This is a genomic window from Gracilibacillus sp. Marseille-QA3620, from assembly GCF_054950035.1.
In genome coordinates this window covers 2632841-2645422 of sequence record NZ_CM143102.1, presented here as the reverse complement: position 1 = coordinate 2645422, position 12582 = coordinate 2632841, and the positions used below count along the sequence as shown (strand labels likewise).

Below are 12582 nucleotides of genomic sequence, written 5' to 3'. Positions count from 1 at the left end.
GTAAACAGATTATACCATATATTCTGACTACTATCTTTTAAAATTTACTAGAATACATAGCCTTCTAAAAACATAGAATCTAGTAATCGAGCGAAAGGGAGCTGGGTCTACGTGAAGAAGAGCTATTACCGGAGAGCGGTATTCATTACATTAAAAGATTATCGGTCTATCTTTATCTTTGTGACGGTGCTATTTATGATGGGGATTGTGTTTGGAGCAGTTATTGTGAACAGCCTGTCACTCATTCAGAAAGAGGACCTCTTTTACTATTTGTCACAGTTTTTTGGGGAGCTTAAGCAAGGCAAGGTATCCGCTTCCGGTGAAATGTTCTTCTACAGTGTGAAGGAGAATGCAAAGTATTTTATCCTCATGTGGATTCTTGGAATCTCCATTATCGGTCTGCCAATTATTCTCATTTTACTGTTCGTTAAGGGGATTGTTATCGGGTTTACGGTCGGGTTTCTTGTCAATCAGGCAGGTTGGCACGGCTTTTTGCTTGCGGCTGTCTCTGTTTTGCCTCAGAATATAATTCTCGTTCCATCGACCATCTTGCTTGCTTCCTGTGCGGTGATTATTTGTATCAAAATGATCAGAAGACAGTTCTTTAAGACGGGACGGGAGCCAATAAAGCCGCTGCTTATGCAGTATACCTTCTTTTTGGCTGTTGTCATGGGCGGAGTGATTGTGGCGGGATTGATTGAAGCATTCCTTTCGCCAGGATTCATGAAGCTTGTGATAGATGGATTTAATTGAGAATGATTATAAAATTAGACTAATTATTGTTTATTGTTTATAATTATTATATTTTAATCAACCAGTATTTTTGTTATACTATAAGAAGGACTGAAAGCTCGCTTTATGTGCTTTATCAAAATTTTTTTACAGGTTTCCGCATGGGGACTTAAAGCGGCGAGGAGGAAATAGATTGGAATCAAGGATAGATAGAATAAAGAAGCAATTGCATTCTTCAAGTTACAAGCTGACGCCGCAGCGAGAGGCCACAGTCAGAGTCTTGCTCGAGAATGAAGAGGATCATTTAAGTGCAGAGGATGTTTATCTGCTCGTAAAAGAGAAGGCTCCTGAGATTGGCTTGGCAACTGTATATAGAACACTTGAATTATTAACTGAATTGAAAATCGTGGATAAGATAAATTTCGGTGATGGCGTTTCCCGTTATGACCTGCGTAAGGAAGGGGCAGCCCATTTCCATCACCATCTTGTATGTATAGAATGTGGAGCCGTTGACGAGATTCTCGAGGATCTACTTGGGGATGTTGAAGCGGTTGTTGAAGAGAAATACCATTTTCAAATTAAGGACCACCGTCTTACCTTTCATGGTATTTGCCATCGCTGTCTTGAGAAGAAGGCAAAAGGGGAAGAGGAATCTGAGTCCTCTAAATCACATGTTTAATGAGCCTTTCCGCTTACCTGGAAAGGTTTTATCCTTTTAATCGGCCTGAATATGTATAAAACTTGTCTTCTCTGGCATAAATTGATAAAAAAGGCCGGAGGAGATTATGAAGAAGCTGTTTGGGTTCATTTGGCAAACAGGCAAGGTGTTCATTATGTTTGTTGGTTTCACACTTTTGTTCTACTTTGCCATCGTTTGGTTTAATGAGGAATACGAAGGCTATCATCGTTATGAAGAGCCAAAAGGAGCTGCCGTAAAGGTTTTCCAATCGGTTCACGATACAGGCGAAACCGGATGGAAAGACAGGCTCTTTCTATTTTATTTGAACGGGGAGTAATGGAAGATGGAAGATCAATTGCAGGATTTCATGCATTACTTAACGATTGAAAAAGGGCTGGCCAAAAATACATTACTGTCCTATAAGCGTGATTTGGATTCTTACCGTAAATTCCTGAAGAAGCAAGGGATACCTGATTGGAATGAGGTTTCACGCGTACATATTGTTCAGTTCCTATCTAAGCTGAAGGATGACGGCAAATCGCCGAAGACGCTCGCACGCCATACGGCATCGATTCGTTCCTTTCATCAGTTCCTTCTGCGGGAGCATGTGGCTGAGACAGACCCATCTGTTCATATTGAAAGTCCGCAGATGCAGAAGTCTCTGCCAAAGGTGCTGAGTCCTGAGGAAACGGAGGCACTGCTTGATGCGCCGGACACAAATGATGCATTCGGCAAGCGGGATAAGGCCATTCTTGAGCTTCTTTATGCAACCGGCATGCGGGTGAGTGAATTGATAGATTTAAATATTGATAATGTCCATATGGAAATGGGCTTTGTCCGCTGCATTGGGAAAGGGAATAAGGAACGAATTATTCCTGTTGGCCAATTGGCGCTTAAGGCTATACATATGTACCTAGTTGAAGGCCGGCCCGAGCTGATGAACAAGAAGGAGAAAACGGACGCTTTGTTCTTAAACCATCATGGCGGCCGTCTCACGCGTCAGGGATTATGGAAGATCATCAAGCGGCTTGCTGAAGCGGCGAATATTCAAAAACCGCTTACGCCGCATACCCTCAGGCATTCCTTTGCGACCCATTTGCTGATGAACGGAGCCGATCTCCGTGCTGTTCAGGAAATGCTGGGACACGCTGATATTTCCACTACTCAGATTTATACACATGTCACAAATGTCCGTTTGAAGGATGTATACAGCAAATTTCATCCAAGAGCGTAAGAAAATGATGAGGTTTCAAGGTCTGATGGCAGCACTTGCATCAGGCTTTATTTTTTGGTTGGCTAAATAGCTCTTTTCCCTTTAAAGAGCTGCAGACAGGGGAAATGGGGAGGATGTGTATGCGGGAGAAAAAGATTCGAGGAATCAGCCGGAAGTTCCTTCCTTAGTAAAGATAACGGCTATTTTAGAGAGAAATGATGGATGGGAAATAGACACAGAATATTAAATTGGCAACGCTTGACACTTGATGTAGAATAAAGATGTCAGACCTCTGACACCTCGTTGTTCCTTATTGAAAAAATGGTGACAGAAGGTTATGGCTCGAAAGATGGGGTAACCTAACTATAAATAGAAGAAATTATGCAAGCTGGAGGTATTACGATGCAGTTTAAACGTGTGTTTTTAACAGTAATGGATTCCGTTGGCATTGGCGAAGCACCGGATGCTGAAAGATTCGGCGATAAAGGTGCGGATACGCTGGGTCATATTGCGGAAAGAATGAATGGATTACATATGCCTGTGATGGGGAAATTGGGCCTCTCCAATATTCGTGAAATCAAGGGAATTGAAAAAGCTGAAAAGCCAATGGCTTATTATACAAAAATGCAGGAAGCATCAAATGGAAAAGATACGATGACAGGTCACTGGGAGATCATGGGCCTTCGCATTGATACGCCTTTCCGTGTATTTCCGGATGGATTCCCGCCTGAATTGATTCAAGAGCTTGAAGAGAAGAGCGGACGCAAGATTATCGGAAACAAACCGGCGAGCGGAACTGAAATTCTCGTTGAGCTTGGGGAAGAGCATGTGAAGACAGGCGCATTGATTGTGTACACTTCTGCTGATTCCGTTCTACAGATTGCTGCGCATGAAGACATTGTGCCGCTTGATGAATTATACCGAATTTGTGAAATCGCAAGAGAGATTACTCTTCGAGATGAATACATGGTAGGACGTGTCATCGCCCGTCCATTCGTTGGCGAACCAGGCGACTTCAAACGTACACCTAACCGTCATGACTATGCGCTGAAACCATTTGGCCGTACAGTTATGAATGAATTGAAGGATGCAGGCTTTGATGTCATCTCTATTGGGAAAATCGCTGATATTTACGATGGGGAAGGTGTAACAAAGGCGCTTCGCACAACTTCAAACATGGACGGAATGGATAAGCAGGTGCAGACGCTTGATATGGAATTCACAGGCTTAAGCTTCTTGAATCTTGTCGATTTCGATGCCCTGTTTGGTCACAGACGCGATCCGGAAGGCTATGGTAAAGCACTGGAAGAATACGATGTCCGCCTGCAGGAAGTGCTTGATAAACTTCGCGATGACGATTTATTAATCATCACGGCAGACCATGGAAATGACCCAGTTCATGCCGGTACAGACCACACGAGAGAGTATGTACCGCTCTTGGTATACTCCAAACAATTCAAGCAAGGCAAAGAACTTCCGCTTCGTATGACATTTGCCGATATCGGTGCAACGGTTGCGGAGAACTTCGGCGTGAAAATGCCTGAGCATGGAACAAGCTTCCTGAAAGAGTTGAATTAATTTAGAGGAGAGACGATGATGTTAAAAAAGGTAAATGAAGCTGCATCTTATATTCTGGAGAAATCTGGGCAAAAGCCGGAATTAGGCTTAATTCTCGGGTCTGGACTAGGAATCCTTGCGGATGAAATCGAAAATCCAGTAGCCATTCCTTATAATGAAATTCCACATTTCCCTGTATCCACGGTAGAAGGTCATAAAGGCCAGCTTGTCATCGGAACACTTGGCGGAAAGACTGTTGCGGCGATGCAAGGAAGATTCCACTATTATGAAGGCTACACAATGCAGGAAGTAACCTTCCCGGTTCGTGTCATGAAGGCAATGGGGATGTCCCATATCCTTGTTACAAATGCAGCAGGCGGAGTAAACGAAAGCTTCAAGCCGGGCGATTTGATGATTATCGCGGACCACATCAATTATATGGGTGCACACCCGCTGATTGGGCCGAACGAAAAAGAATTCGGACCGCGCTTCCCGGATATGTCCAGTGCTTACACAAAAGAGCTTGTGGCATTAGCGGAGGATATTGCGAAGAAAGAACAGATTGACGTGAAAAAAGGTGTCTATATCGGCTTCACTGGCCCGACTTATGAAACGCCTGCAGAAGTTCGCATGGCGCGTATCCTAGGCGGGGACGCTGTTGGAATGTCCACAGTTCCTGAGGTAATTGTGGCAGCGCATGGCGGCATGAAGGTGCTGGGTATTTCCTGCATCACAAACATGGCAGCTGGTATTCTTGACCAGCCTTTATCTCATGATGAAGTTATTGAAACAACTGAAAAAGTTAAAGCAACCTTCCTTTCCTTCGTGAAGAGAATTGTTGCCGAGATGGAAATCTAAAAAAGCAAGGCGTCTGCTAAATCCTAAATAGGATTAATGGCAGGCGCCTTTTTTTGTATTTAAACGGATTGGATGGACCTTTTGCTATGACTCCTTATGATTTCGCTGCACCTGATTTATGAATTCCCTCAATAAGCCATTTTTCATAGGGGGCTTCTTGATGAAAATAATTAGGTGTCTGAATCTCATCCGAATAGGATTGATGGAAAATATGTGTCGCAGCAGGGGATAATGGCGGAATGAGCCATGTCCAATCTCCAGTCACTCTGCGAGCATTCTTTGCTTCCTGTTGTTCAAATCGTTTAAATTGTTCGGCGGCCGTATGATGGTCGACGATGGTAACACCTTCTTTCCTGAAAGAATGCAAGACGGCAATATTCAGTTCTACGAGTGCTTTATCCTTCCATAAATATCGGTTCATCGAAGTATCTAAACCGATTAATTCTGCTACTGCAGGCAGAAAATGATACCGATCTTCATCCGCCAAATTGCGTGCGCCAATCTCGGTGCCCATATACCAGCCGTTGAATGGTGCACAATGGTAGCTGATTCCGCCGATTTCCAAGCGCATATCGGAAATGATTGGAACACTGTACCATTTCATGTTCAAGTGATGGAGTGAGAATTCAGGGTGTTCGATTTCAACCTCTTTCACAAGCTCTTTCTTTATTGGTTTCCACACGGGAGGGTATCCATCTATCGAAAATACTAAAGGCAATAAATCATACTGTCCTTGCTGGCCCTCCCAGCCGATTTGTTCGCAAAACTTCGTGAAGGGAATAGATTGTTTATCGCCAATGGTACCGTATTCTGTCTCATACCCAGCATACCGAATTAATTGATGATTAAAGATTCGAACACGGTGGGGGTGAAATATGGTAATGGTCGGCAATATTCTTCCGTCATTGGTTGCATAGCGGATATGGTGGAAGAGGGCTTCCGCAATAATATCTTCGTCTAAGGCATCTCTTGCATCAAAGACATGCAGGCTGTTCCAAAACAATCTGCCAATGCATCGGTTGCTATTCCGCCATGCCATCTTCGCTCCATGGACAAGCTCTTCAAAAGTGTGCTCATATGTACCCGTTTTATTGATTTCCTTCTTAATCTCCTTTATTCGGTTCGCGATCTCCTGCTCTTTCCCAAGCTCTTTATAACAATTGGAAATGAACCTGGCAGCTTCCTCTTTTAATAATTCTGAATGCATGACAAGTCTCCTCTGTTCTTCCAGTCTTATAGATTATTATGCCGAAATGAGCTTAAGAAAACGAATGATTCGAACTCTCAAAAGAATAGGTATCTACACTAAATTTCCTTCATCTACTATGTAATCACAAAGCGGGTGGATGATTCCTGTATGTGAATTCCTTCTGCTCCGGTATAAAAGGATAATATTTGGAAAAACTGGAATTTATCATGAGTAGGAGGTTTGTCCATGAAACGGTTTGTTTCAGCTTTATTGATAGGGATAGTTACATTATGTGTTTCCGGACCGGCATTGGCCGCAGAGAAACCAACAACAAATACATCGGAGCTTGCACCCAATGCCAAGTCTGCGATTCTCATTGAAATGAACACGGGCTCCGTGATTTATGAGAAGAATAAAGATGAACAGCTTTCCCCGGCGAGCATGACGAAGATCATGACCATGCTTTTGATAATGGAGGCGCTGGATAAGAAGCAGATTACGATGGACGAGAAGGTGCGAACGAGCGAATATGCTGCATCAATGGGCGGGTCGCAAATCTTCTTGGAGCCTGGCGAAGAGATGACAGTGGAGCAATTATTGCGTGGAATTGCGATTGGCTCCGGTAATGATGCATCGGTAGCCATGGCAGAGAAATTAGCAGGCAGTGAAGAAGAGTTTGTGAAGTTGATGAATAAGAAGGTGAAAGAGCTTGGTCTTAAGGATACCAAATTCCAGAATGCTACCGGGCTCCCAGTAAAGGATCATTATTCAACGGCCCATGATATGTCCGTGATGGCACGGGAACTTCTAAAGCATGAAGAAATCACGAAATTTACGAGTCTGTATGAGTCATACTTACGTGAGAACACAGACAAGAAGTTCTGGTTAGTGAATACGAACCGGCTGGTAAAATTCTATCCTGGCGTAGATGGTCTTAAGACTGGTTTTACCCATGAGGCGAAATATTGCCTGACTGCTACGGCGAAGAAGGACAATATGCGTGTCATTGCCGTTGTCTTTGGGGCAGCCAACCCGAAGGAGCGGAACGCTCAGGTGACCCAAATGCTTGACTATGCCTTTGCAAAGTATCAATCAAGGGTAATTTATAAGAAGGATATGCCGCTGGCTATGCTGACGCTTGAGAAGGGGCAGAAGAAAAAGGTCAGCTTAGTTACGAGCGAGCCGGTTTCCCTTCTTAGCAAAAAAGGAGAAGAGAAGCTGAATATCCGTCCAAAAATTATCTTGAATAAAGATGTGCAGGCACCAGTGACAAAGGGCGAGAAGCTAGGGAAGGTCCAAATGCTTTTAGGGGACAAGGTGGTATCCGAAACGCCGCTGATAGCGTCAGAAGATGTCAAACGGGCGACTTGGTTTGATCTATATAAGCGTTCTTTCGGCATGTTTACACATGCAGGGCGCGAATAAGAGAAATAAAGCGAATGAATGCGTTTTAGCACTAGTTTTGTCTTCCGGAAGGAAATGGGCTGTTAAATAGCGAAAACACCACTATGCGATTGAAAAAGGGGGAGAAGTATAGTGAGCCTTACGGTAGATATGGCAACAAATCAAAATGTGTTATGCATCCGTTTAGCCGGTGAGCTTGATCATCATACAGCGGAGGATTTGCGCAATAAAGCATCACAAATCATCGAAACGCAAGGAATCAGGCATATCATTCTGAATTTGGGTGAGTTGACGTTTATGGATAGTTCAGGTCTTGGGGTTATTTTGGGCAGGTATAGACAAATCCAGTCTTATGGAGGAGAGATGGTGGTATGTGCAATCTCACCTGCTGTCGAGCGCTTGTTTGAAATGTCCGGCCTGTTTAAAATACTCCGGCTTGAGCCTTCTGAAGAAGCGGCCATGCATGGATTGGGGGTAATCACAAGATGAAAAATACAATGAATCTTGAGTTTTCAGCATTAAGCCAGAATGAATCCTTTGCGCGCATCACGGTTGCTTCTTTTGTGGCTCAGCTTGATCCGACGATGGATGAATTGACCGAGATTAAGACAGTGGTTTCAGAGGCCGTCACAAATGCCATTATCCATGGATACGAAAGTGATCCAAAAGGAATTATTTATATTGCTGTTTCGATGGACTTAGAGGAAGAAACCGTAGAGCTGTCCATTAAGGACAAAGGAATCGGCATCCGTGATGTCGAGGAAGCTAGACAACCGCTTTACACGACCAAACCTGAACTTGAGCGTTCTGGAATGGGCTTTACCATTATGGAGAATTTCATGGATGAGATCATGATTGAATCCTCCAGGGGCGAAGGAACAACCATCAGGCTCATGAAAAATCTATCAAAAAGCAAAGCTTTCATCAAGTAAGGAGATAATGCGATGGATGTGGAAGTCAAAAAGACTAATAAGACGGCCCAGCTCAAAGATGAAGAGGTAAAAGCACTTATTCGTCAAAGCCAGCAAGGTGACCAAGAGGCAAGAGACGAACTCATCCAGAAAAACATGCGGCTTGTATGGTCAGTTGTCCAAAGATTTATCAATCGGGGCTATGAGCCGGAAGATTTATTTCAAATTGGCTCTATTGGTCTCCTGAAATCAGTGGATAAATTTGATCTTTCCTATAATGTTAAGTTCTCTACCTATGCTGTTCCAATGATTATCGGAGAAATTCAGCGCTTCATCCGTGATGATGGGACGGTCAAGGTCAGTCGTTCCTTAAAGGAGATGTCCAATAAGATTCGAAGGGCAAAGGATGAATTGTCTAAGGTATATGGAAGGACGCCGACCATATCGGAAATCAGTGCTCATCTTGAGCTGACTCCAGAGGAAGTCATCATGGCGCAGGAAGCGAGCAGGACTCCTTCATCCATCCACGAGACCGTGTATGAAAATGATGGAGACCCAATTACGCTGCTCGATCAAATTGCCGACCACTCGGAGAATAAATGGTTTGAGAAGATTGCCTTGAAGGAGGCAATTGCCCTGCTTGATGAACGCGAAAGATTAATCGTCTATCTCAGGTATTATAAGGACCAAACTCAAACGGAGGTAGCGGAGAGGCTGGGCATTTCACAGGTACAGGTTTCGCGGCTTGAGAAGAAGATATTATCGCAGATGAAAAGCCGAATGGATACATGATTGAATAAAAGAAAGAGCGGCCGCATGGATTCTTTGATCCAGCGGTTTTTTTGTGCGGTGTGACATTTTTGATTTTCTGGTATGTTCCTGATTTTTCTATCCATACTAAAAGTAATGGCAAGGACCAAGAAATGGGGATGGAATCTTTCATGGAAGAATGTGTGTATATCCGCCTGAAATATCGGGCGAAGATAAAGCCGAATGAGCCCATCCTGCTGAAGGATATTGCCAATATCATTGGAACCGACGAGGTAACTGAGAAGGTCGGGAATTTGGTGTTAGGCGAATTCTCAAAGAATAAGGATGTATTCATTCTTGATGTAACCGTCGTGCTGCAGACGATATTTCGTCATTTCCCGAACATGTCCATGGACACGTACGGGCCTTCCCAAACAATTGTTGAAGTCGTTCGAAAGAAAAAGAAAGTATCAAAGATTGGTTTCATTGTGGTTTGGCTGATTCTGTTCGTCGGAGCGGCGTTTGCCATCATGAATTTCCATGAGGATGTCAGTATGAGGCAGATGCATGAACGATTGTATTTTATGATAACCGGCGAGCATTCAGAGCACCCGTTCATTTTTCAAATCCCATATTCGTTCGGGCTTGGGCTCGGTATGGTTTTATTCTTTAACCATATATTCAAGAAGAAATTCAATGATGAACCAAGTCCGATGGAAGTGGAAATGTTCAACTATCAGCAAGAACTCGATCAGTATTTAATCATGCGAGAGAACAAGATGTATTCCTCCTTCCTTGATGATGATTGAGAAGCTCTTAGCCATCCTGATCGGATTCTCCGGCGGTGTATCTGTCGGAGCAGGCTATGTAGCCTTCTTGACCGTGTTGAATGTTATTCCACGCTTGACTCAATTGACGAAATCAGTCAGATACGTGCACTTCTATGAGGCGGCTGTCATTCTTGGTGCCGTCATTGGGACGATTTTTAGTTTATGGGATTTCACGCTGAACCTTTCCTTTTTATTATTGGCGGGCTTCGGGTTATTAAGCGGAATCTTTAATGGAATGCTCGCTGCAGCTCTTACGGAAGTGTTGAATGTATTTCCGATTCTTGCGAAGAGAATCGGGATGCAGGACAGTCTTGTTTACATACTAATCGCATTGGTGCTGGGAAGAATCCTTGGATCGTTATTTCAATGGATTATTTATACACAATAACGCTTGAATAAAGGCGGTGCGCAAGTGGCACAGAAACGAAAAATCATCATGATTACAGATGGGGACGAATATGCAAAGCGAGCCGTGGAGCATGCGGCAAAAGAGATTGGCGGCCGCTGTATCTCTGCCTCTTATGGCAATCCAGCAAAGGTGGATGGTCCTGAGCTCGTAAAACTCATCAAGTCTGCTGCCAATGACCCAGTGCTTGTTATGTTTGATGACAGCGGGCTCGTTGGGGAAGGAGCTGGCGAGACGATGATGAAATATGTAGCCGAGCATGACGATATCGAGCTTCTTGGCATTGTTGCTGTTGCCTCGAAAACAAGGCAGGCGGAGTGGACGAAGGTTGATGTGTGCATCGATCGTGAAGGCAATCTGACGGAGCGTGGTGTGGATAAATTTGGTCTTCCTGAGATGGATATAGGCCGCATTAACGGAGATACGGTTTATTGCATCGACTCCATTGATGCGCCTATTGTCGTCGGCATCGGCGATATTGGAAAGATGGCAAAGTATGATGATATTAAGATTGGGAGCCCAATCACCTTGAGTGCAGTAAAACTGATTTTGGAACGGAGTGGGTATCTTGACAGATAAGAAGATGAAAGTACCAGGGGATTTAGCCAAAGTAAAAAAATATATGGAAAACTATGTCGGACTTGGCGTCAGCTTTGATATTGGAGTCAGGGAAATCACCCTTCGAGATGTTCCAGTTCAAATCTATTATGTGAATGGGTTATGTGATACAGCTTACATTATTGAAATTATGGAAACCTTATTAGGCATCAATGAATTCGAAAAAATTGAGGCTAAGGATGCGAATATATATGAGCTGGTGAAGAACCGGCTTGTTCAGCAATCGGTTGAAGTGAAGCAGACGATGGATGAAATGGTGGATCAGGTTCTCTCTGGCTTGATTGCTGTCATCGTGGATGGAAGCGAGAAAGCGTTGATTGTCGATGTTCGGAGTTATCCGGGGAGGACGCCGCAAGAGCCGGATACAGAAAGAATCACAAGAGGCGCGCGTGATGGCTATGTTGAGAATATAATAGTGAACACAGCCTTAACGAGAAGAAGAATCCGAGATGAACGGCTCCGTTTCGAAATCATGCGTGTCGGAGAGCGGTCGAAAACGGATATTGCGATTGGTTATATTGAGGGAATCGCAAATCCTCATTTAGTCGAAATCATCAAACGAGAGCTTGGAAGCATTAAAACGGATGGGCTGACGATGGCAGAGAAAACAGTCGAGGAATATTTGGTTAAGGAGAATTATAATCCATATCCATTGGTTCGCTATACAGAAAGAGCCGACGTTGGAGCTAATCATCTATTTGAGGGACATGTTCTTATCTTTGTTGATACTTCCCCGAGCATCATGATTGCACCGACGACCTTTTTCCATCATGTGCAGCATGCGGAGGAATATCGTCAATCAGCTTCTGTCGGTACGATTATCAGGTGGTTTCGCTTTATCGGTATCTTTGCTTCTCTCTTTCTCATTCCCTTATGGCTGCTGTTTGTACTAGAGCCGCAATTGCTTCCGAAATCACTGGAGTTCATCGGCCCAAATGATGATATACATGTTCATATTCTGCTGCAGGTAGCCTTTGCTGAAATAGGGATTGAGCTCTTGCGCATTGCGTCCATACACACACCTGCACCGCTCTCCTCGGCCATGGGCTTGATAGCAGCTGTGTTAATTGGACAAATTGCGATTGATGTCGGCTGGATTGTACCGGAAGTATTATTCTATATCTCCATCGCTACAATTGGAAGCTTTGCAACACCGAGTCTTGAGCTGGGACTGGCCAATAAATATGTACGCTATGTACTCTTGATTCTGACAGGCGCGTTTCATGTCCCAGGGTTTATCATCGGTAATACACTGTTCATCCTTTATTTAAGCCATATAAATACGCTGTCTACTCCGTATTTATGGCCGTTTATCCCATTTTCCCCAAAAGCACTATGGCAGATTGTGGTCAGAAAACCGGTGCCGGGAAGTCATTTAAGGCCGCGAATTTTGCATACGCTTGATCGGAAGAAATAGACCCTTGCCAATATTAAT

15 protein-coding genes are annotated in these 12582 nt (G+C 43.9%); 14 read left to right on the top strand and 1 reads right to left on the bottom strand.

The features are described from left to right. Positions 1-111: 111 nt before the first annotated feature. From spoIIM to ACY8DX_RS13345, 6 genes are all read left to right on the top strand, one after another. Positions 112-753 carry a stage II sporulation protein M gene (gene spoIIM / locus ACY8DX_RS13370; protein WP_049670500.1) on the top strand — a complete coding sequence of 214 codons (642 nt, stop codon included), beginning with the start codon at positions 112-114 and terminating at the stop codon, positions 751-753. Between the two features lie 172 nt (positions 754-925). Continuing rightward, positions 926-1411: a ferric iron uptake transcriptional regulator gene (gene fur / locus ACY8DX_RS13365; RefSeq protein ID WP_049670501.1), complete on the top strand. Its 486-nt coding sequence runs from the start codon at positions 926-928 to the stop codon at positions 1409-1411. 106 nt (positions 1412-1517) lie between these two features. Further along, complete coding sequence (locus ACY8DX_RS13360; RefSeq protein ID WP_049670502.1) at positions 1518-1748, top strand: YqzK family protein; 231 nt, start codon at positions 1518-1520, stop codon at positions 1746-1748. A gap of 6 nt (positions 1749-1754) precedes the next feature. Beyond that, positions 1755-2645: a site-specific tyrosine recombinase XerD gene (gene xerD / locus ACY8DX_RS13355; protein WP_439803209.1), complete on the top strand. Its 891-nt coding sequence runs from the start codon at positions 1755-1757 to the stop codon at positions 2643-2645. Between the two features lie 381 nt (positions 2646-3026). Then, on the top strand, positions 3027-4202 hold the full coding sequence (deoB, locus tag ACY8DX_RS13350) for a phosphopentomutase (RefSeq protein WP_462405376.1): 1176 nt from the start codon (positions 3027-3029) through the stop codon (positions 4200-4202). A 15-nt stretch (positions 4203-4217) separates the two neighbouring features. Next, positions 4218-5039, top strand: a complete 822-nt coding sequence (locus ACY8DX_RS13345; protein WP_439803211.1) for a purine-nucleoside phosphorylase — start codon at positions 4218-4220, stop codon at positions 5037-5039. A 94-nt stretch (positions 5040-5133) separates the two neighbouring features. Here the strand turns inward: ACY8DX_RS13345 and ACY8DX_RS13340 are convergent, their stop codons facing one another. After that, the gene (locus ACY8DX_RS13340; protein ID WP_439803212.1) at positions 5134-6246 is read right to left on the bottom strand and encodes a nitric oxide synthase oxygenase; all 1113 of its coding nucleotides are present in this window, start codon (positions 6244-6246) and stop codon (positions 5134-5136) included. A 228-nt stretch (positions 6247-6474) separates the two neighbouring features. Between ACY8DX_RS13340 and ACY8DX_RS13335 the strand changes: the two genes are divergently transcribed. From ACY8DX_RS13335 to ACY8DX_RS13300, 8 genes are all read left to right on the top strand, one after another. Then, on the top strand, positions 6475-7653 hold the full coding sequence (locus ACY8DX_RS13335; protein WP_462405375.1) for a D-alanyl-D-alanine carboxypeptidase family protein: 1179 nt from the start codon (positions 6475-6477) through the stop codon (positions 7651-7653). A gap of 111 nt (positions 7654-7764) precedes the next feature. Continuing rightward, positions 7765-8121, top strand: a complete 357-nt coding sequence (gene spoIIAA / locus ACY8DX_RS13330; RefSeq protein WP_049670508.1) for an anti-sigma F factor antagonist — start codon at positions 7765-7767, stop codon at positions 8119-8121. After that, positions 8118-8564 carry an anti-sigma F factor gene (gene spoIIAB / locus ACY8DX_RS13325; protein WP_049670509.1) on the top strand — a complete coding sequence of 149 codons (447 nt, stop codon included), beginning with the start codon at positions 8118-8120 and terminating at the stop codon, positions 8562-8564. Before spoIIAA ends, spoIIAB begins: the two co-directional genes overlap by 4 nt. A gap of 12 nt (positions 8565-8576) precedes the next feature. After that, the gene (gene sigF / locus ACY8DX_RS13320) at positions 8577-9335 is read left to right on the top strand and encodes an RNA polymerase sporulation sigma factor SigF (RefSeq protein ID WP_049670510.1); all 759 of its coding nucleotides are present in this window, start codon (positions 8577-8579) and stop codon (positions 9333-9335) included. A gap of 149 nt (positions 9336-9484) precedes the next feature. Further along, complete coding sequence (locus ACY8DX_RS13315; RefSeq protein WP_049672837.1) at positions 9485-10102, top strand: stage V sporulation protein AA; 618 nt, start codon at positions 9485-9487, stop codon at positions 10100-10102. Further along, entirely contained in the window at positions 10092-10511 is a 420-nt protein-coding gene (locus ACY8DX_RS13310; protein ID WP_049670511.1) for a stage V sporulation protein AB, read from the top strand. Before ACY8DX_RS13315 ends, ACY8DX_RS13310 begins: the two co-directional genes overlap by 11 nt. A gap of 48 nt (positions 10512-10559) precedes the next feature. Continuing rightward, positions 10560-11108, top strand: a complete 549-nt coding sequence (gene spoVAEA / locus ACY8DX_RS13305; protein WP_049672838.1) for a stage V sporulation protein SpoVABEA — start codon at positions 10560-10562, stop codon at positions 11106-11108. A gap of 4 nt (positions 11109-11112) precedes the next feature. Beyond that, on the top strand, positions 11113-12564 hold the full coding sequence (locus ACY8DX_RS13300; protein ID WP_462406943.1) for a spore germination protein: 1452 nt from the start codon (positions 11113-11115) through the stop codon (positions 12562-12564). Positions 12565-12582: the final 18 nt, after the last annotated feature.

Excerpts from the sequence above, each read along its gene's own strand:
- ACY8DX_RS13360 (WP_049670502.1), top strand. The coding sequence starts at position 1,518 with ATGAAGAAGCTGTTTGGGTTCATTTGGCAAACAGGCAAGGTGTTCATT.
- xerD (WP_439803209.1), top strand. The coding sequence starts at position 1,755 with ATGGAAGATCAATTGCAGGATTTCATGCATTACTTAACGATTGAAAAA.
- deoB (WP_462405376.1), top strand. The coding sequence starts at position 3,027 with ATGCAGTTTAAACGTGTGTTTTTAACAGTAATGGATTCCGTTGGCATT.
- ACY8DX_RS13345 (WP_439803211.1), top strand. The coding sequence starts at position 4,218 with ATGATGTTAAAAAAGGTAAATGAAGCTGCATCTTATATTCTGGAGAAA.
- ACY8DX_RS13340 (WP_439803212.1), bottom strand. The coding sequence starts at position 6,246 with ATGCATTCAGAATTATTAAAAGAGGAAGCTGCCAGGTTCATTTCCAAT.
- ACY8DX_RS13335 (WP_462405375.1), top strand. The coding sequence starts at position 6,475 with ATGAAACGGTTTGTTTCAGCTTTATTGATAGGGATAGTTACATTATGT.
- spoIIAB (WP_049670509.1), top strand. The coding sequence starts at position 8,118 with ATGAAAAATACAATGAATCTTGAGTTTTCAGCATTAAGCCAGAATGAA.
- sigF (WP_049670510.1), top strand. The coding sequence starts at position 8,577 with ATGGATGTGGAAGTCAAAAAGACTAATAAGACGGCCCAGCTCAAAGAT.
- ACY8DX_RS13315 (WP_049672837.1), top strand. The coding sequence starts at position 9,485 with ATGGAAGAATGTGTGTATATCCGCCTGAAATATCGGGCGAAGATAAAG.
- ACY8DX_RS13310 (WP_049670511.1), top strand. The coding sequence starts at position 10,092 with ATGATGATTGAGAAGCTCTTAGCCATCCTGATCGGATTCTCCGGCGGT.
- spoVAEA (WP_049672838.1), top strand. The coding sequence starts at position 10,560 with ATGATTACAGATGGGGACGAATATGCAAAGCGAGCCGTGGAGCATGCG.
- ACY8DX_RS13300 (WP_462406943.1), top strand. The coding sequence starts at position 11,113 with ATGAAAGTACCAGGGGATTTAGCCAAAGTAAAAAAATATATGGAAAAC.